This is a genomic window from Candidatus Soleaferrea massiliensis AP7 (assembly GCF_000820765.1).
Lineage (GTDB): Bacteria > Bacillota > Clostridia > Oscillospirales > Ruminococcaceae > Soleaferrea > Soleaferrea massiliensis.
On the sequence record NZ_CCYH01000027.1, the window covers coordinates 1 to 19,545 of the forward strand.

Sequence of the window (19,545 nt, forward strand, 5' to 3'; positions counted from 1 at the left end):
GGTTACTTCTTTGGCCGGCAAAGAAGTAACTGCCACATTGCCAAGTGCCACTTGGTAAACAGCGTAAGGCCACTGAGCTTCAGCGGTACAAATCCACCTTGCTAAGGAGCCCTTGACAAATAAAGTACAGCAGCCGCGCCACCACAGAACAGTATCCAAGATTCCAAGCGGAACTTGGCGGTAACTGGAAGACTGCTGAGTCTCAGCGACACAACAACCATCCCGCAAAAATAAAAAACCAGCCCACACCGGGTTTAAGAAACTGAAACGCAGAAGGACGTCGTGCGGCAACGCATGCCGTCCTTCTGCGTTTCATGACAGGTTTTCGCGGGAATATCTTGTCAATCCCCAGTGCTTTGTGGTATACTATATATCGTATTGCGAAAAAACGGGAGGAATGTCGGCTTGCTGGATTTTATAACGGAACAGGAAGACCTTTGGCAGCGCCTGCAGCGCGCGGAAAAACCGGTCGTACTGTATGGGATGGGAGACGGCGCGGATAAGATTATGAAGGTATGCGCCGCTTACGGCATCCCGATAGCCGATGTTTTTGCAAGCGACGAATATGTGCGCGGCCACTCATTCCGCGGCTACGAGGTTCTGCGGTTCGGCGATGTTTTGAAGAAGCACGGACGCTGCATCGTTCTGCTGGCATTCGGCAGCGCGGACTCAAGGCTGATCGAACGGTTTGAATGGATGCGGCGGCATACCGAATTCTATGCGCCGGATGTGCCGGTGATTGGGGGCGGCCTGTTCAACGCGGCCTATGTCAGGGAACACGCATCCGAACTGCGGAGTGCCTATGAATTGATGGCGGACGAGCAGTCCCGCCGGGTGTTTGCGGCGACGGTCAACTACAAGCTCAGCGGGAAGATCGATTACCTGCAGCAGGTCACCACGCCGAAGGCAGAGGTCTATACCAGCCTGCTCAACGTCGACGAACGGGAGGTGTTTGTCGATCTCGGCGCGTATGACGGCGATACGATTGAGGAGTTCCTCCAATACACAAAGGGACAATTCGAAAGCATCCTTGCGGCCGAGCCTGACCCGAAGAACTATCAAAAGCTCCTGCAGCATATTGAAAAGGCCGGATGGAAGCGCGTTATCCCGATAAACCTTGGCATCTGGTCCGGGAAAGACACGCTGTCCTTCCAGGGCAAAGCGGGCCGCAACTCTGCGCTCGGCGAAAACGGCGGAATTCAGGTGCCGGTGGATTCGATCGATCATATTTTGCAGGACAGATGCCCGACCCTGATTAAAATGGATGTGGAAGGCGCCGAGTATCGGGCGCTTGAGGGCGCAGCCGAAACGATCCGGCGGCATCACCCGAACTGGATGATTTCCGCCTACCACCGCAACGAGGATCTGTTTGCGCTGCCGCTGCTCTTACACCGATTGGATCAGGACTGCAGTATCTATCTGAGGCATCATCCATATATTCCGGCGTGGGAGACCAATTTATACGCCGCGGCGCGGCGATGAACCCGATGAGGACAGAAGGAAAATCCGAAGGACCCGGCTGGCATCCAACAGACGCGTCAGGTGTTTCCGGAACGGCTGGAGAAGGGAGACGCATTCCTATATGGCTGTGCGGTGTTGAAATGACCGGAATCCACTGGAATCGATAAAAATATCCCATTTATTATTGACAAATTGGATTAGATATTCTACAATATTACATATATTATTCATATTGTGTCGGCAGAAATCAGGACGGCTGAAAGAGGTAGTTATGAAGACTTTAACCATGAAGGATATTGCAAATCTGGCAGGCGTGGGGCTTACAACGGTTTCCCGCGTCATCAATAACGAACCATATGTCAACGAGCATACCCGGCAGCGGGTTATGGAGGTCATCAACAAGTACAACTACATCCCGAACAACAGCGCGCGCAACCTGAAAAGAACGCGTTCCAATACCATCGGTGTGCTGGTCAAGGGCATCACCAACCCGTTCTTCTCCAGGATGATCAAGGTGATTGAAAGCGAGATTACCAAGCACGATTATACGATGACGCTGCATCAGGTTGACATCAACGACGATGAGATTGCGAACGCCATCAGCCTGGTCAATGAAAAAAGGCTGGCAGGCCTGATCTTTCTGGGCGGTAATTTCAGCCACTCGCAGGATCGTTTCCTGCAGCTGAAGGTCCCGTTTGTGCTGACCACCATTATGGTTGACAGTGATAAGGTGGACAAGGATGTCTTTTCCAGCGTCTCGATCAACGATACGAAGGAATCCTTCGATGCGGTCAACTACCTTTGCAGGCTGGGCCATCGCAAGATCGCGATCATAGCGGCAAGCCAGAACGATACCAGTATCGGCCGGCTGCGTCTGGACGGTTACCGTCTGGCGCTGGTCAGGAACGGCATCGATTTTGATGAAAACCTGCTGGAGCATGGTGAATTCACTCTGGAGTCCGGCTATATCGCCATGAACCGTCTGCTGGACCGCTGCGAGGGCATCACCTGCGTCTATGCGATTTCCGATTTTCTGGCGCTCGGCGCGAGCCGCGCGATTCTGGAACGGGGACTGCGCATCCCGGAAGACATTTCGGTCATGGGCTTCGACGGCATCGATCTCGGCGAATATTCGACCCCGTCGATCACGACAATCGCGCAGCCCGGTGAAGAGATGGCGCTGCAGAGCGTCAAAATCCTGTTTGATCTGATCTATAAAAAGAATACCAACCAGCACGTCATCTTTAAAGCAAAGCTGATTGAGCGGGAAAGCTGCCGTGAGGTGCAGCAGGCTTCTGTTCAGACGAATTGACAGCTCTTTGGCAGAATTAGCTGCCCAAGTTATTATAAAACGAATGAGAAAATTGACCAATACAAATTGGCAAAAGGATTTTAAAGGAATTATTGCCGGCAATTCTACAGAATTTTAAAGAATGCTCCAAACTGAAGGCAGGAGCATTCTTTTTTATAATATGGAGGATGGTTCACCTTCCATCGACAGGTTTCTTCCTTATTAATATAATGAAAGGATGCGCACCTGTAAACACAAAAAAAGAATATCCCGCGCCACTTTGACGCGGGATATTCTCTTGCTTTCATTTTGCCTCTTAAGATTTGCTATATTATAAACCATTCGGATTGTTCTGCGTAAAGCGCCAAGTGTCGGCGCACATCTCTTCGATGCCGCGGGTAGCTTCCCAGCCGAGTTCCTCCCTTGCCTTGGTCGGATCAGCATAGCACTCCGCGATATCGCCGGGACGGCGGGGAGCGATCTTCTTTTTGATTGAAACGCCGCTTGCCTTTTCGAACGCTGCAACCACCTGAAGGACGCTGTAACCGTTGCCGGTGCCGAGATTGTAGGTCATGACGCCGTCCGTTGCCAGGACTTTGTCGACCGCTTTCAGATGTCCAAGCGCCAGGTCCACAACATGGATGTAGTCGCGGACGCCGGTGCCGTCGGGTGTCGGATAGTCGTCGCCGTAAACGCTCAGGCATTCCAGCTTGCCGACTGCAACCTGCGCGATATAGGGCATCAAATTGTTTGGGATGCCGTTCGGATCCTCGCCGATGCGGCCGGATTTATGCGCGCCGATCGGGTTGAAGTAGCGAAGCAGCACAATGCTCCATTCCTTGTCGGCAACATACAGATCTCTCAGGATGTTCTCGATCATCAGTTTGGTGCTGCCGTACGGGTTGGTGGTTGAAAGGGGGAAATCCTCCCTGATCGGCACCGATTTCGGTGTACCGTAAACGGTTGCCGAGGAGCTGAATACGATCTTCTTACAGCCGTATTTCTCCATGACCTCGCACAGGATCAATGTGCCTGTGATGTTGTTGTGATAGTATTTCAAAGGGATGCGGACCGATTCCCCGACTGCCTTAAGGCCGGCGAAATGGATAACCGCATCAATCTTGTTTTCTGCGAACACTTTTTCAAGGGCTTCCTTGTCCAGCAGGTCAACCTCATAGAATTTGACCTCTTTGCCGGTCAGCTCCTTGATTCTGTTTAACGCTTCCGGTTTGGAGTTGACGAAATTGTCAACAACAACGATGTCTTTGCCGGCGTTCAGCAATTCCACACAGGTATGGGAACCGATATAACCTGTGCCGCCTGTCACTAAGATTGCCATAGAAAACACTCCTTTTCTGATTCCAGTGAAGCCGATCGTTATGATGGATTCCAACAAGCTGCCAGACTGACAAATTTACCGCCTGACGGCCTTTTCACGATACAGCAGTTTTCTGAGTGCCTTTTGTTTACAAACCCAGTATAACACATCCTGAGACGCTGTCAATCAATTCTGGAAAAGTGGATAGATAAATCTATTATCTCGCAACAATAATACATAAAACGAAAAGAATTTAGAAAGATGGCTTTTATTTTACGATTGAAAATTATATAATAAGATAGAGAATAGAATCCCCGATAAACCGTTCTTTTATGCTTGAATTTAAAAATATCGTGATTTTTTTATAGGAAAAGCGCACAAAAATTTTGTTTTGGAAAAAACTTTCGAAAGTGAGGAACACACATGTCCCATGTTACATTTAAGCAGGTTCAGAATCATGCCGAGATCAAAACCTACATCCAGAAAGCGGATGAAGCGCTGGAAAAACAAGGATACACAGAGCATTCCTTTGCGCATGTCACCAAGGTTGCCGAAACGGCGAAGGATCTGCTCATCCGGCTGGGATATTCCGAGCGGGAAGCCGAGCTTGCGCAGATCGCCGGTTTTCTGCACGATATCGGCAACGTCATCAACCGGGTGGACCATGCGCAGAGCAGCGCGGTGATGGCGTTCCGCATCCTTGACCGGATGAAGATGCCGCCGGATGAGGTGGCTACGGTGATTGCGGCCATCGGCAACCACGATGAGGAAACCGCCTTTGCGGTCAGCCCAATCGCGGCTGCGCTGATCCTGGCGGATAAAAGCGATGTGCGCCGCACCCGCGTGCGCAACCGCGATTTTGCGACCTTCGACATCCATGACCGGGTCAACTACGCGGTTGAAGATTCGAGGCTGATTCTGGACGCCGACACGCGCAGCATCACGCTGGATTTAAAGATCGACACGAAGATCTGTTCGGTGGTGGATTACTTCGAAATCTTCCTGAACCGCATGCTGCTGTGCAGGCGCGCGGCGGACTTTCTGGAGTGCCAGTTCCGGCTGAATGTGAACGGCACGGCGCTGCTGTGATAACTTCCATTCTGATGAAATACTTTTTTCAGTGTGATGGATCTCATAATCCTGGTTTGATATTGTCTGTGGCTATTGGTACCCGAGTGATATTTTTACGGTTTCAAGCCGATTCTGTATACTTGTCAATGAAACTGAAAGAGATACATCCAGTGAAAGATACAGATCAGGATAGATATGGACTGAGAAGGATACAGACAAGGGGAGACACAGACCGGGATCCATACAGAAAGACCGTAAGATGCGTTTTGAAAGCATGAAAAAAGGCGGCCGTTCAGCCGCCTTTTTACTGCCGGGGAACTGCTGTCAATATCCAAGCAGTCCATCCAGGGATTCATCCTGCAGAACCCAGGCCTCGTTGACGTCGATTGTCCGGTATTCATCCTTGGTATCGCGGACGACGACCGTCTGAATACCGGCGTTGATAATCATGCGTTTGCACATTGCGCAGGGATTGGCATCCTTGACGATCTCTCCGGTCCCGTATTCCTTGCCGACCAGAAACAATGTCCCCCCGATCATATCGTTGCGGCTGGCGGCGATGATGGCATTCTGTTCGGCGTGCACCGACCGGCACAGCTCGTAGCGCTCGCCGCGCGGGATGTTGAGCTTTTCCCGCGTGCAGACGCCCAGGTCCGAACAGTTTTTGCGTCCGCGCGGCGCGCCGACATATCCGGTCGAGATGATCTGGTCGTGCTTGACGATGATCGCGCCGAAGTTCCGCCGGATGCAGGTGCCCCGTTCCGCTACGGTCTCCGCGATATCCAAATAATAGTTGATTTTATCTCTGCGTTCCATACTGCATTTCACTTCCTCTTTGTCCGGACACAACGCCCGGTACGTTTCTTTATCCTCTATCATAATATGTACGTGCAGTTTTGTCAAATCTGTGCTATACTATGGAAGAGAATTTCAAAAAATATGATTGCAGGAGGCAGCTATGCAGAATTTATCCAACATCTCCACACTCAAGGAACTGCTTGGCCGGCATGGATTCCGATTTTCCAAAGGGCTTGGGCAGAACTTTCTGGTGAATCCGACGGTCTGTCCAAGGATTGCCGAGGAGGGCGGCGCGAAAAGTGGCGTAGGCGTCATCGAGGTCGGGTCCGGCGTCGGTGTGCTGACGGTGGAGCTGGCCGCCCGTGCGGACAAGGTGGTCTGCATCGAGCTGGACAGCCGGCTGATGCCGGTGCTGGATGAAACGCTCAGCGGGTTTGACAATATCCGCGTCATCAATGAGGACGTGCTGAAGGTCGATCTGAAAAAACTCATTGCGGAGGAATTTCCGGATATGCCGGTCGCCGTCTGTGCCAACCTGCCGTATTATATCACCTCGCCGATTATCATGACGCTGCTGGAGGAGCGGCTTCCAATCGATTCGATCACCGTCATGGTGCAGAAGGAGGCTGCGAAGCGCATCTGTGCGAAGCCCGGCACGCGGGATGTTGGAGCGGTCAGCATCGCCGTGCAGTATTACAGCGAACCGAGGCTGCTGTTCCATGTCTCACGCGGCAGCTTCTTGCCGTCCCCGGATGTGGATTCTTCGGTTATCCGGCTGGACATCCGAAAAGAACCGCCCATTGCGGTCACGGATGAAGCGTGGTTTTTTCAGGTGGTGCGGGCCGCGTTTTCGCAGCGGCGAAAGACCGTTCTCAACGCGCTTTCCTCTTCGCTTGGCATTTCAAAAGAGAAGGTGTCTGAAGCTTTAGAGCGTGCGGGTGTCGCAGCGTCGAGCCGGGCCGAACAGCTTTCGATGCTTGATTTTCAAAAAATTTACCAGAATCTTCATGCCTGAGCTGCCAGAAAACACAGGATAATCGTACAGATATTTTCTCCGTTTTTGGAGAGAATATCTGTTTTTTTGTCTGTATATGTTCCCGCCGAAAGCGAACAATAAAACTGCACGAAATATAGAAAGGATGTGCAGACTTATGAGCTTTAGAGATCGCAAAAAAAATGTGGAACATGCCAACCGCGTAAACAACGACCTGAAATGCTATGAAGGCTTCAGCCCACTTATCGAGAACCGTTATGGTTCCCACAACTATGCGCTGAACCCGATTGAACAGACGTTGGAAAGCTACCGGGCCAAGAATGAAATGCCCGGCAAGGATTAAACGCGGAGGGACAGCATGAAGAAAAAGGATGATATCGAGCTTCTGGACGAAATCTATCAAAATGCGCATATGGGCATGGAGTCCATCGATGCGCTGCTGCCGAAGGTCGACAACAACAACAAGCTTTACAATGAGCTGAAAACACAGCGGGACCGCTATTTAAATTACTGCGGTCAGGCGGAAGACATGCTGAAGGGATATCAGAAAAGCCCGAAGGATGTCGGCGCCATGGAGAAATTTTCGGTGAAAACGGGCATTGCCATGAACACGATCATCCAGCACGATACGCCGCATATGGCACGGATGGTGATCGAGGGCAATACCATGGGAATTGTCAAGATGACGGGACATCTCAAACGCCATCTTCACTGCGATTCCAATATCGTGAAGCTTGGCAGGGATGTCGTCAAATGTCAGCAGCAGAACATCGAGGAGATGAAACGCTACCTGTAGCCAGGCGCTGATTTTTTAAAATCAGCATATCAATGGTATTTTGTGCAGACTGGAGAGAAAAAAACATGTCAGATGAAAAGATTATCAGGGGAAATGACACCAAGATTGACCCAAATGAATATGTTTATCCGACGTATATCACCCAGGCGATCACGCAGATAAACGGACGGGGCGAAGGCCGCGTGCCGCTGGTGAACGAATGGAACGTATGCTACAATAGACGTTTTGTTGAGGTCAACAAGAAGTAACACAGCAAAAAAAGGGCGGGATGGAATATCATTTCATCCCGCTCTTTTTGCAGCTTTAGCGTAACAAAGCCACCGGTTCTGCGGAGAGAACACAAAGCTTTAGCTTTCAGGATAAGGGAAGCGAAGAACAACAATCATTTCGTACAAAGTGAGAAGCTGTGAGAGATAAACTGCTTTTAACAGCTGCAGTGCGTGCGATGCGATTGACGAATTATTCAGTGCCTTTTAAGAGGACAGCCCCCTTCCAAGGCTGGAACATACCACCAGTTCAACTGATGGTTTTGATTGTGAGTGAGAACGGCTGTAGAATCATTCTGAGGGAAAAGGACATTGCGGAAAAACCATCTTTACCACAGGATAGCGCTGCAACTGGTGGCTCCAATTGTAAGTTGCATGGTGACTGTTTGCTGAAGACCGGCAGTCAAATTATATGGAATAAGCAGCACTTGGATAGAGGCGGTTATTTCCATGTTCGTTTTTTCACTGGAGAAAAAAACTTTTTGCGACAGATAGTTTCCGAAAAGTGCCTACTTGACTTCTATTTTCCACTGCTTTATGATAAGATAAGGATAACGAAATGCAGGCATCTCTGCAGAAAGGAAAAGATCATGACCGCAAAGGATTGTTTAAAGATACTGCGCACGGTGAAGGATGCCGCCTTCGCCACGGTCGACGGGGAGGGAAGGCCGCAGGTCCGTATCATCGATGTCATGCTCGTCGAGGATGAACGGCTTTATTTCTGTACCGCACGGGGAAAGGATTTCTACCGGCAGCTGCTGGATACGGGGTGGACAGCCGTCACCGCCATGAACCATAATTTTCAGATGGTGCGGCTGAGCGGGCAGGCCGAACAGCTTCGGGAACAAAAGAAATGGATTGACCGTATCTTTGAGGAGAACCCGGTCATGAACGAGGTGTATCCCGGTCAGAGCCGGTACATACTGGAACCCTTCTGTATTGAAGCCGGACAGCTGGAATTCTTCGATTTGGGGAAAACGCCGATCTATCGGGAGAGCTTTGCGATCGGAAACGCCCCAAAGCCTGTCAAAGGGTTCGTTATCACGGAAGACTGCATCGGCTGCGGGACATGCCTGCAAAGCTGTCCGCAGGCATGTATCGAGGCGGGAAATCCCTATCTCATCCGGCAGGAACACTGCCTGCACTGCGGACTTTGCGTTGAAGCCTGTCCTGCCGGGGCCATTCAGAGAAGGGATGTGTAAAAATGTTACAAGAAATGTGGTCGATGCTCACACAGCGCACCGGATTTTTTCTGAATCTGGCGTGGGAGCATCTGGAAATCTCGCTGCTTGCGATCCTGATCGCCATTGTTGTCGGCGGGCTTGTCGGCATTTTGATCAGTGAATATCAAAAATCCTCAAAGCCCGCGCTGGGCGTCATCAATTTTCTCTACACGATCCCATCGATTTCGATGCTGGGTTTCTTAATCCCGTTTTCAGGAATCGGCAACGCCACCGCGGTCATTGCCCTGACGGTGTACGCCTTGCTGCCGATGGTGCGCAACACCCACACGGGCATCACCAACATTGACCCGGCGCTGCTGGAAGCGGCAAAGGGCATGGGAAGCACAAGGCTGCAGATCCTCTTTAAAATCAAGCTTCCGCTTGCCATGCCGGTCGTGATGTCGGGTATCCGCAACATGGTCACGATGACGATTGCGTTGACGGGTATCGCCTCCTTCATCGGAGCCGGCGGCCTGGGCGTTGCGATCTATCGGGGTATCACAACGAACAACGCGGCCATGACCATGCTGGGAAGCCTGCTGATAGCGGCGCTTGCGCTGATCATGGATGTGATCCTCGGCTTCATAGAGAAACGGATGAAGAAACGCTCCGCCAAGTCGAAGCGGACGAACCGGATTCTTGCCGTAGCTGCGGTGGTTCTGTGCGCGGGCGTTGTCGGCGGCGGCATCCTTGCGTCCCAGAAGAAGGACACCATCCACATTGCGACCAAACCGATGACTGAGCAGTATGTGCTCGGTGAGATGCTCGATATCCTGATTGAGCAGGACACGGAGCTGGATGTGCAGCTGACACAGGGCGTCGGCGGCGGAACCTCCAACATCCAGCCTGCCATGGAAAAAGGGGAATTTGATCTCTACCCCGAATATACGGGCACCGGCTGGAATATGGTCCTGAAAAGGGAAGGGCTCTATACAGAGAACCTGTTCGACGAGATGCAGGCCGCATATCAGGACGAGCTGCAGCTGCAGTGGATTGGCATGTATGGATTCAACAACACCTATGGCCTGGCAGTCCGGCGTGAAATCGCGGAACAGTACGGGCTCAAGACCTATTCCGATTTGAAAGCGGCCGCGGGTCAGCTCACCTTCGGTGCGGAATATGATTTCTTCGAGCGTGAGGACGGCTATGACGCGCTGTGTGAAACCTATGGCCTGCGCTTCAAAAACACCGTGGATCTGGATATCGGGCTGAAATATCAGGCCATCAACCAGGGCAAAATCGATGTCATGGTCATCTTTACAACGGATGGACAGCTCAGCGTGTCCGATGTCGTCGTGTTGGAGGATGACCAGAGCTTCTATCCATCCTACCTGTGCGGAAACGTCATCCGCACCGAGGTGCTGGAGCGGCATCCGGAGCTGGAGAGCGTTTTCGAAAAGCTGACCGGCATCCTGTCCGACGACGCCATGGCGCAGATCAACTACGAGGTGGAGACGGAGGGGAAGGAACCCAGAGCCGTTGCGGAAGCCTTTCTGCAAAATGCGGGCTTACTACAGTGAGGAGGCGCAGCATGAATACTGTGATTGCATTCAAAGATGTCAAAAAGGCATATGGCGACAAGGTCGTTTTGGAACACTTCAATCTGTCCGTCGAACAGGGGGAGTTTGTCACGATCATCGGCTCGTCCGGCTGCGGGAAGACGACCATCCTGAAGATGATCAATGGGCTTATCAAGCCGACCGGCGGCAGCATCCTGCTGCATGGGCAGAACATTGAGGAGAAGGATATGATCCAGCTGCGCAGAAACATCGGCTATGCGATTCAGGGCAGCGTGCTGTTTCCGCATATGACCGTGGAACAGAACATTTCCTATGTCCCGAACCTGCTGAACAAGAGAGATAAACAGCGGACCAGGAACGCCGTCAGCAAATGGATGAAGATTGTCGGCCTGGATGAGGAGCTGAAGGAACGCTATCCGTCCGAGCTGTCCGGCGGGCAGCAGCAGAGGGTAGGCATTGCCAGATCGCTTGCGGCGTCCCCGGACCTGCTGCTGATGGACGAGCCGTTTGGGGCCGTGGATGAGATCACCCGCGGACAGCTGCAGGTGGAACTGAAACAGATCTACGAGAAAACGGGCATCACGGTTCTGTTTGTCACCCACGATATTTCGGAAGCCCTGAAGCTCGGCACAAAGGTGCTGGTCATGGATCATGGCGTGATCCAGCAGTACGCGCCGCCCGATGTGCTCCTGCATGCTCCGGCGACGGAGTTTGTGAGGCGGCTGGTGGAGAAGGAACGCCGTGTCTGCCGTCTGCCGGAGGAAAAGCTTTTGGACTGCGCATACAGCGGCGCATCCAGCGCCATAGAATAATGCACCGATGATAGGAAGCAAAGGACGGGGACGCCTGAAAGATGGCGATGCCCGTCCTTTTTTCTGTTCATGAAACCATATGATGGAACGTTATGCCAAATTAAAACGATGAACACCGTCATAAAGAAGTATACCACCCGTATGCAATCTGTTTTTATCGTACCGCAGATATTATCCCCATGTGGTCATCTGTCCACAGCATACCAGAGCATTTCGGTCAGCCCGCTTAGAAGTTGGAGCGAGAGAAACAAATATACTACAGATGTAGAAAAATTAATAAATTATTCAAAAAGGTGTTTACTTTTCTACATCTGTAGTATATAATAAAATAAAAGGATTTCTCTGTGGGAAACATCCTTTCATTCAGAATGAAGAAGCGGATTCCAGAATGGAGAACGCTGCTGATTGGTTCAATTTCCTGCCGAGAAGAAACGTTTTGCAATAGTAGACCATTCTTTCCATTAAAGAGGAGGCTTTTGAAATGAAAAAGTGTTTCCGTGTTATTCTGGCGTTTGTTTTTATCAGTATGGTACTGACCGGCTGCAGCTCCAGGCAGAAGGGCGAGCCCATCACCGCAAATGTTTATCGTTTTACACCGTATGCAGATTGGGAAATGGAAACGGAACATCCCGATAATGGAGCGGATTATTTCGGCATTGTTTTTCTAATAAAACCCAGTGAAGCAGGACTTTGTGTAGCCTATACCGACCGGACAGTTCATACAAATGTTCCGGAGGCGAAAAAGAGAGCAGAACTGGCGGGACAATCGGTCGGAACAATTTCCTATGAAGATATAGTGAAGGATGAATGTGTAATCGGGGGACGTCAAATGTACCGCGTTGTCATGAAATGTATCAATTCAGATCCGGGTTTAGATCTGGATTTAAATCCAAATCCGGCAGAAATGTGGATTCATGTATATTATTTTGATACGGATCATGGTCTTGGCGAGGTCAGCATCTCTTACAATGCGGATGTCGATTACGATCCGCAAGAAGATCTCAATCAGGTGCTGAATTCATTGGAGTTTCTGGAAGAATAAAGCCGTATACATATGAGTGGACACTGCGCGTTGGTGGGACAGAGCTGTGTATGGACAGAATCATGGCAGCCGAAAGGACGGGAAACCATAGCGGGTCCATATCGAATTTTATCTGCAAAAGCCGCCGCTTAAAAAAGCAGGCGGCTTTTGATGTATTTGCTTATTGTGACAGCTTCGTTCCCAATACAGTACGCATAAAAATCCATGCATATGCCGCCTGTAGGCTGAACTGCTGTCATTGATTCCTGCTGGCAGACAGATCCCGCCCCGAAAATACCTGCGGCCATCTTCCAACAAAGTGGTTTAACCCGCTTTTCCGCTCACTGATTGCAAAAGGTGCTTATCATGATTTTTTGTCCGAATCATTTTCCAGAAAGCTCTTGACAAATTGGTTAGACGATGCTAACATATATACGGTTAGGAAAGCCTAACCGTATATATGTCCTTGAAGGTTAGCTTAGACTTACCGAAAAAGAGAGGGATGAACATGATGCCATTGACGTTTGCCAATGTTGGTGAGGAGAACATGATCCGAAAGGTGGGGGGCAATCCCCAAGTTAAAGCACATCTTGAAAACCTCGGCTTTGTGCCGGGGGGAAATGTAACGGTGATTTCGACCATAGGCGGAAATCTCATTGTCAATGTCAAGGAGTCACGCATTGCCATCAGCAAAGAGATGGCAAAGAAGATCATGGTGTGAGAATTGGCATAGTATCATAAAGTCAGGAGGCTGCAGTATGAAAACATTGAAAGAAGTAAAGGTTGGAAACACAGTCACGGTCGTGAAGCTCCATGGAGAGGGCGCCGTCAAGCGCCGCATCATGGATATGGGGCTTACCAAAGGCACTGCCGTTCAGGTGCGGAAGGTGGCTCCGCTGGGAGACCCCGTGGAGGTGACCGTCCGCGGATATGAGCTTTCCCTGCGCAAATCGGACGCGGAAATGATCGAAGTGGAGTAGCTTGCACCGCGTAGAAGCTCATTTTTTGGGCTTGTTAGTTAGTTATAACTAATTACATATGGAAAGGAAGAACGGTTATGGAAATTAGAATCGCTCTTGCGGGAAACCCAAACAGCGGCAAAACCACGCTGTTCAACGCGTTAACCGGGTCTAACCAGTTCGTGGGAAACTGGCCGGGCGTGACGGTGGAGAAGAAAGAGGGAAAGCTGAAAAAGCACGGAGATGTTGTGATTATGGACCTGCCGGGCATCTATTCGCTGTCCCCTTACACACTGGAAGAGGTCGTGGCAAGAAACTACCTGATCAATGACCGGCCGGACGCCATCCTGAATGTCATAGACGGTACAAATCTGGAACGCAACCTGTATCTGACCACGCAGCTGACCGAGCTGGGCATTCCGGTGGTTGTCGCGGTCAACATGATGGATGTCGTGCGCAGGAACGGCGACAAGGTTTATATCGAGGAGCTGTCCCGCCAGCTTGGCTGCAAGGTGGTAGAGATCTCCGCGCTGAAGGGTTTGGGCGTCATGCAGGCGGCTGAAGAAGCTGTCCGCGCGGCCCAGGGAGAGAAAACCGTGCCGCAGCACAGCTTCAGCGGCGTTGTGGAGCACGCGCTCGCCCACATCGAAGAAGCAGCGGTTCACAACCTGCCGGCCGAACAGCAGCGCTGGTATGCGGTGAAGATCTTTGAGCGCGATGAAAAGGTGCTCGAGCAGCTGAAGCTCGACAAGACGGTGCTTGCACACATCGAGCAGGACATCAGGGCCGCGGAAGAGGAGCTGGATGACGATGCGGAGAGCATCATCACCAATGAGCGGTACGTCTACATTGCGTCGATCATCAAGGGCTGCTATAAGAAAAAGAACCTGGGCAGGCTCTCCGTCTCCGACAAGATCGACAAGGTCGTGACCAACCGTTTCGCGGCGCTTCCGATCTTTGCGGTGGTCATGTTCATCGTATATTTTGTATCGGTTACGACGGTCGGCACCTGGGCGACGGACTGGGCCAACGACGGTTTGTTCGGGGACGGCTGGCATCTGTTCGGCATCGGTTCCTCTGCGTATGAGAAGGCGGCGGAGGAATATGCCGAACCCGGCGCAATCGTCGAGGCGTTTGAAGCGGCGGCGGAGGACGCCGGCATCGAACCCGATCAGGCGGCCAGCCTGACCGCCACCGCGCGCCTGTACGACGACGAAGGCAACATAGAGGAAGAGATTCCGGTGGACTTTGCCGCCTATGAACAGGCGGCTGCGATGGAAGAACCCGATCCGGCTGCGTACGGCGTATGGGTACCAGGCATTCCGGGAATGGTTGAAGACGGGCTGAACGCGATAAACTGCGTTGACTGGCTCCAAAACCTGATTGTCAACGGCATCATCGCAGGTGTGGGCGCGGTGCTCGGCTTTGTGCCGCAGATGCTGGTGCTGTTTTTGTTCCTCGCATTTCTGGAGTCCTGCGGATACATGGCCCGTATCGCGTTTGTCATGGACCGCATCTTCCGCAAGTTCGGGCTTTCGGGCAAGTCCTTTATCCCGATGCTGATCGGAACCGGCTGTGGTGTTCCGGGCATCATGGCTTCCCGTACAATTGAGAATGACCGCGACCGCAGGATGACCATCATGACGACCACCTTCATCCCCTGCGGCGCGAAGCTGCCGATCATCGCACTGATCGCCGGCGCGCTGTTCGGCGGCGCGTGGTGGGTCGCTCCAAGCGCCTACTTTGTCGGCATCGCGGCGATCGTCGTCTCCGGCGTCATGCTGAAAAAAACCAGGATGTTTGCCGGAGAACCGGCTCCGTTTGTCATGGAGCTTCCGGCCTACCATCTGCCGACGGTCATGAATGTTCTGCGTTCGATGTGGGAGCGCGGCTGGTCCTTTATTAAAAAGGCCGGTACCATCATCCTGCTCGCAACCATTCTGATCTGGTTTACCTCCAGCTTCGGATGGGAGAACGGCTCGTTCGGCATGGTCGGTATGGACAACAGCATCCTCGCCGCTATCGGCAATGCGATTGCGTGGATCTTCTCGCCGCTTGGCTGGGGCAACTGGCAGGCGTCCGTGGCGTCGATCACCGGCCTGATTGCAAAGGAGAACGTGGTCGGAACCTTCGGCGTCCTGTTCGGCGGATTCGAAGAGGTCGCGGAAAACGGCTGGCAGATCTGGAGCAATATGCGCATGGCGTTTACACCGCTCGCCGCCTACTCATTCCTGGTATTCAACCTGCTGTGCGCGCCCTGCTTTGCCGCCATCGGCGCGATCAAGCGTGAGATGAACAGCGCGAAGTGGACGTGGTTTGCGATCCTGTACCAGTGCGGCTTTGCTTACGCGGTTTCCCTGGTGGTGTATCAGCTGGGCATGCTCTTCACAGGACAGGGCAGTATCATCGGTTCCGTCGCGGCGTTTGCCATCGTTGCGGTGCTCGCATATATGCTGTTCCGACCGTACAAGGAGTCAGGTGCATTAAAGACAAAGGTCAAGGCGACATCTCATTAAGGAGGGACCTGCCATGTTAAGTTTCTTTGCTTCCTACGGAGGGACGATCATCATTGGGGTGGTTCTGGCCGCCATTGTTGCCCTGATTGTCGCAAAGCTGATCAGGGACAGGAGAAAAGGAAAATCATCCTGCGGCTGCGGCTGCGAAAACTGCCCATCCTCCGGTATGTGCCATAAAAAATAGCTTTCATCCAATCATCTAAATTCTTCTGATCCCGGCATGCGGAAATCAATCCGCATGCCGGGATTTTATTGTTCCGGAAATCACCCGCTGTGCCGGAGCGGTATCCCTGTATGTTAGGGCTTCAGGCATTGAGTAAAACGAACGAGCATGAAAATGGTTCGCCGCGGCTGAAAGGATGTCATATAACAACCGTCTCAGCAGTGGCAATGTGTTTGATGCGTGGGACATGTTGTTCCGTACTTCTCAAAATGCGAACCGGTTTTATGCCCCCTTATAGGAATGCTGTATACCATCCGTTCAACGGTCGATTTGATTGTCCAGCCGGATGATGAGGAGGAAACTCCCGGTGTCCGCGTACAGAGCAAGCCGGTGGAACAAACCGTACATGGGACGCAGTATATTTCATTTTAACGGTTGTGTTGCATGAGCTTTTCCTGCGTAGTGCCAGCCTTATGAACGCATATCAGCCGGACAGCCCACAAAAAGTGATAAATGAACTTTTTGTGAATGCTATTGACTTGGAGTTAAGTCCAGGTGTTATGCTGTTTACACAACAGGGAAACAGCATAACACCTGGAAAGAGGGAATACGATGCGGCCAGGGCGGGTTGGATAGGACGCTCCAGTGAAAAAGCGGGGCCGTCGCCTGTTGAAGATATGAGATTAAAAAACGATCACAAGACAAGAAGAGGAGGACATTGCTTGAAGAATATACTTGTTTTATCCGGAAGTCCCCGAAAGGGCGGCAATTCCGATATACTCTGCGACCAGTTTATCAAAGGTGCGGATGAAGCCGGAAATGTGACGGAGAAGATCTATGTACGGGAACAGGATATCGGCTATTGTACAGCCTGCGACGCCTGCAGAAATCGCGGCGCGTGTGTGCAGAGGGACGATATGTCCGCAATTCTTGACAAAATGGTAGAAGCGGATGTCATTGTAATGGCGACGCCGGTATATTTTTATTCCATGGATGCCCAGATGAAGACACTGATTGACCGTACGCTTCCGCGATACACCGAAATCGAGGATAAGGATTTTTACTTCATAGCGGCTGCGGCTGCGGGAAAGGCGGCGATGGAGCGGACGATAGACGGTTTTCAGGGGTTCACAGACTGTCTGCCCGGCGCAAAGGTAAAGGGCGTCGTTTATGGTTCAGGGGCTTGGCAGAAAGGGGATATCCGGCGCAGCAAAGCGATGGAGGAAGCATATCGGATGGGAAAAGGAGCATAGTACGCCCCGTGTTCGCCAATTCCGCGATGGAATTGCCTTTAAACCCAGCGGCTGAAAAAACTGATCCGAAATGCCGCCGGGACATCCGGACGGCATGGACAGGATCAGAATCTAAACAACGGAAACCTTCTTTCAATATAAAGACAATATGGGGGATTCTATATGCTGTATCATCCTTCAAAGGAGACATACAGGACCTGTCTTTGGATTTCACATGCACTGCGGTGCCTGTCGTTCCATCCTGAGAACGGCTATGAAAAGATCGGCTTTCAGAATGACGAAGATTTGTGGTCCCAGGTATTTCTTCTGGTCGGCAACGGTTATCTGGTGCGGTAAACCGGCATTCCTGTTATATAGCGGCTGTGTTCGCTGTATATCTGTTTATGAACCTGACGTTCTGCAGTGAGCATGTCCATTGATGAACCTGACGTTCTGCAGTGAGCATGTCCATTGATGAACCTGACATTCTGCAGTGAACGCATCCATGGAGGAACTTGACATGCTGCGGCGAGCGTGTCGATGAGAACCCGGCGAAACGGGTCTTGGATATGCCAGACAAGACAGGTACATATCCACGGATCGACTTCTGCGCCGGACGCCGAAGATAAAAATCAGCGGACAAGATACGTACATATTCACGAATTGATCGATCTGCGGGCGGATGTTAGACTTTTCCCGGGGAATATGGTATCATCATGATGACTGGCCGGATGCGCATGCGTCATATGAACAGATGAAGAGATGCATGGGCGTCATGCGTATCTATCTTGTATAGAAAACAGAAAGGGGAGAACGCAATGAAGTATCGAACACTTGGACGGACGGGCCTGCAGGTCAGCGAAATCGGATTGGGCTGCGAAGGCTTTTCCGGCCGGGATGAGACGTTTACGAAAGAAATGTTTGGCCTTGCTTTGGAACACGGCGTCAATTGTATGGATCTGTACAGCCCGGACCCGGAGATGCGCAGCCGAATCGGAAGGATGCTGCGGGGAAAAAGGGAATCGTTCGTCATGCAGGCACATCTGTGCACCGTCTGGAAGGACGGGCAGTACCAGCGCACCCGGGATATGGAAGAGGTCAAAGCCTCCTTTGAGGACCTGCTTACAAGGCTGCAGACCGATTATATCGATATCGGCATGATCCATTATGTGGATTCCGTCGATGAATGGAAGGAAATTGCGGATGGGGAGGTCATGCAGTATGCCTTCCGGCTCAAGGCGGAAGGCAGGATTCGGCATGTCGGTATCAGCAGCCACAATCCGGCTGCGGCGCTGGCGGCGGTCGGAAGCGGGCTGGTCGATGTGCTGATGTTCAGCGTGAATCCCTGCTACGACCTGCTGCCGCCCGATGAGAACTGTGAGTCATTGTGGCTGGAAAGCAGCTATGAAAAGCCGCTTCTGAATATGGACCCGGACCGTGAAAAGCTGTATGAAACCTGCCAGCGGCTCGGCGTGGGCATCACGGTCATGAAGGCGTTTGGCGGCGGGGACCTGCTGAGCCCCCATTCCCCCGCCGGAATGGCGCTGACGGTCAACCAGTGCATCCACTATGCCCTGACGCGTCCGGCGGTGGCTTCGGTGATGTCCGGTGTCCGGTCCGCCGAAGAGCTGCAGGCGAACCTCGATTACGAAACCGCATCGGACAGCGAGCGGGACTATGCGTCCGCCTTCGCTGCCCTTCCAAAAATCAGCTGGCAGGGGCACTGCATGTACTGCGGCCACTGCGCGCCCTGCCCGCAGGGCATCGATGTGGCGACGGTGACTAAGTTCCTGAACCTTTCGAAGGCGCAGGGAGCGGTTCCGGAAACGGTCCGGGAACACTATGCCGCCCTTGCGCATACGGCGGACGCCTGTATACAATGCGGCGCGTGTGAAAGCCGCTGCCCGTTCGGTGTGCCGATCCGGGAAAATATGAAGGAAGCCGCCGCCTTATTTACGGGATCATCCGCCAAGTGAAGCGGATGCCGCAGTGCTGCCATCTGCCCCCACCGGCGCATCAATGATTGCGAAGCTCTTTGCGCCGGTTTTCAGGGAAGACAATTTAACAGCGCGCTTCGCAACTCCGGTGATATCGGACGAAACAT

General features: G+C 52.0%; 21 protein-coding genes. 18 read left to right on the forward strand and 3 right to left on the reverse strand.

Features of this window, described 5'->3' with window-relative positions; genetic code table 11:
* Positions 1-291 (reverse strand): hypothetical protein (locus tag BN348_RS14135; RefSeq protein WP_207641735.1); only part of this gene is annotated, 291 nt, incomplete at its 3' end.
* A 114-nt stretch (positions 292-405) separates the two neighbouring features.
* On the opposite strand from BN348_RS14135, the gene BN348_RS05805 reads away from it, so the two are divergent.
* Both BN348_RS05805 and BN348_RS05810 read left to right on the forward strand, forming a co-directional pair.
* On the forward strand, positions 406-1,482 hold the full coding sequence (locus BN348_RS05805; RefSeq protein WP_052446760.1) for an FkbM family methyltransferase: 1,077 nt from the start codon (positions 406-408) through the stop codon (positions 1,480-1,482).
* A gap of 250 nt (positions 1,483-1,732) precedes the next feature.
* Positions 1,733-2,773, forward strand: coding sequence for a LacI family DNA-binding transcriptional regulator (locus BN348_RS05810; RefSeq protein ID WP_040196870.1), 1,041 nt, complete (start codon positions 1,733-1,735; stop codon positions 2,771-2,773).
* 310 nt (positions 2,774-3,083) lie between these two features.
* Here the strand turns inward: BN348_RS05810 and galE are convergent, their stop codons facing one another.
* Positions 3,084-4,091, reverse strand: coding sequence for a UDP-glucose 4-epimerase GalE (gene galE, locus BN348_RS05815; RefSeq protein WP_040196871.1), 1,008 nt, complete (start codon positions 4,089-4,091; stop codon positions 3,084-3,086).
* Between the two features lie 402 nt (positions 4,092-4,493).
* Between galE and BN348_RS05820 the strand changes: the two genes are divergently transcribed.
* Positions 4,494-5,159: an HD domain-containing protein gene (locus tag BN348_RS05820; protein ID WP_040196872.1), complete on the forward strand. Its 666-nt coding sequence runs from the start codon at positions 4,494-4,496 to the stop codon at positions 5,157-5,159.
* 306 nt (positions 5,160-5,465) lie between these two features.
* Here BN348_RS05820 and BN348_RS05825 read toward each other — a convergent pair whose 3' ends face one another.
* Positions 5,466-5,957: a deoxycytidylate deaminase gene (locus BN348_RS05825; RefSeq protein ID WP_040196873.1), complete on the reverse strand. Its 492-nt coding sequence runs from the start codon at positions 5,955-5,957 to the stop codon at positions 5,466-5,468.
* A gap of 142 nt (positions 5,958-6,099) precedes the next feature.
* Between BN348_RS05825 and rsmA the strand changes: the two genes are divergently transcribed.
* The 15 genes from rsmA (at position 6,100) to BN348_RS05890 (ending at position 19,417) form a co-directional block, all read left to right on the forward strand.
* Complete coding sequence (gene rsmA / locus BN348_RS05830; RefSeq protein WP_040196874.1) at positions 6,100-6,954, forward strand: 16S rRNA (adenine(1518)-N(6)/adenine(1519)-N(6))-dimethyltransferase RsmA; 855 nt, start codon at positions 6,100-6,102, stop codon at positions 6,952-6,954.
* 136 nt (positions 6,955-7,090) lie between these two features.
* Positions 7,091-7,276, forward strand: coding sequence for a hypothetical protein (locus tag BN348_RS05835; protein WP_040196875.1), 186 nt, complete (start codon positions 7,091-7,093; stop codon positions 7,274-7,276).
* Between the two features lie 15 nt (positions 7,277-7,291).
* Positions 7,292-7,729, forward strand: coding sequence for a hypothetical protein (locus BN348_RS05840; protein WP_040196876.1), 438 nt, complete (start codon positions 7,292-7,294; stop codon positions 7,727-7,729).
* Between the two features lie 65 nt (positions 7,730-7,794).
* A complete protein-coding gene (locus BN348_RS05845) occupies positions 7,795-7,977 on the forward strand; it encodes a hypothetical protein (protein WP_040196878.1) in 183 nt (60 codons plus the stop codon).
* Between the two features lie 608 nt (positions 7,978-8,585).
* A complete protein-coding gene (locus BN348_RS05850; protein WP_040196879.1) occupies positions 8,586-9,197 on the forward strand; it encodes a 4Fe-4S binding protein in 612 nt (203 codons plus the stop codon).
* A 2-nt stretch (positions 9,198-9,199) separates the two neighbouring features.
* A complete protein-coding gene (locus BN348_RS05855; protein WP_040196881.1) occupies positions 9,200-10,738 on the forward strand; it encodes an ABC transporter permease/substrate-binding protein in 1,539 nt (512 codons plus the stop codon).
* An 11-nt stretch (positions 10,739-10,749) separates the two neighbouring features.
* Complete coding sequence (locus tag BN348_RS05860) at positions 10,750-11,550, forward strand: ATP-binding cassette domain-containing protein (protein ID WP_040196883.1); 801 nt, start codon at positions 10,750-10,752, stop codon at positions 11,548-11,550.
* Positions 11,551-12,031: 481 nt separating this feature from the next.
* Positions 12,032-12,592, forward strand: coding sequence for a hypothetical protein (locus BN348_RS05865; RefSeq protein WP_040196884.1), 561 nt, complete (start codon positions 12,032-12,034; stop codon positions 12,590-12,592).
* A 487-nt stretch (positions 12,593-13,079) separates the two neighbouring features.
* Positions 13,080-13,292: a FeoA family protein gene (locus BN348_RS05870; RefSeq protein ID WP_040196885.1), complete on the forward strand. Its 213-nt coding sequence runs from the start codon at positions 13,080-13,082 to the stop codon at positions 13,290-13,292.
* Between the two features lie 37 nt (positions 13,293-13,329).
* A complete protein-coding gene (locus BN348_RS05875; protein WP_040196887.1) occupies positions 13,330-13,551 on the forward strand; it encodes a FeoA family protein in 222 nt (73 codons plus the stop codon).
* 77 nt (positions 13,552-13,628) lie between these two features.
* Complete coding sequence (gene feoB / locus BN348_RS05880) at positions 13,629-16,046, forward strand: ferrous iron transport protein B (RefSeq protein ID WP_040196889.1); 2,418 nt, start codon at positions 13,629-13,631, stop codon at positions 16,044-16,046.
* A gap of 13 nt (positions 16,047-16,059) precedes the next feature.
* Complete coding sequence (locus BN348_RS13555) at positions 16,060-16,230, forward strand: FeoB-associated Cys-rich membrane protein (RefSeq protein WP_082020820.1); 171 nt, start codon at positions 16,060-16,062, stop codon at positions 16,228-16,230.
* Positions 16,231-16,931: 701 nt separating this feature from the next.
* The gene (locus tag BN348_RS05885; RefSeq protein WP_040196890.1) at positions 16,932-17,462 is read left to right on the forward strand and encodes an NAD(P)H-dependent oxidoreductase; all 531 of its coding nucleotides are present in this window, start codon (positions 16,932-16,934) and stop codon (positions 17,460-17,462) included.
* Positions 17,463-17,624: 162 nt separating this feature from the next.
* The gene (locus BN348_RS13880; protein WP_156136433.1) at positions 17,625-17,798 is read left to right on the forward strand and encodes a hypothetical protein; all 174 of its coding nucleotides are present in this window, start codon (positions 17,625-17,627) and stop codon (positions 17,796-17,798) included.
* A gap of 461 nt (positions 17,799-18,259) precedes the next feature.
* Positions 18,260-19,417: an aldo/keto reductase gene (locus tag BN348_RS05890; RefSeq protein ID WP_040196891.1), complete on the forward strand. Its 1,158-nt coding sequence runs from the start codon at positions 18,260-18,262 to the stop codon at positions 19,415-19,417.
* The last annotated feature ends 128 nt before the right edge of the window (positions 19,418-19,545 follow it).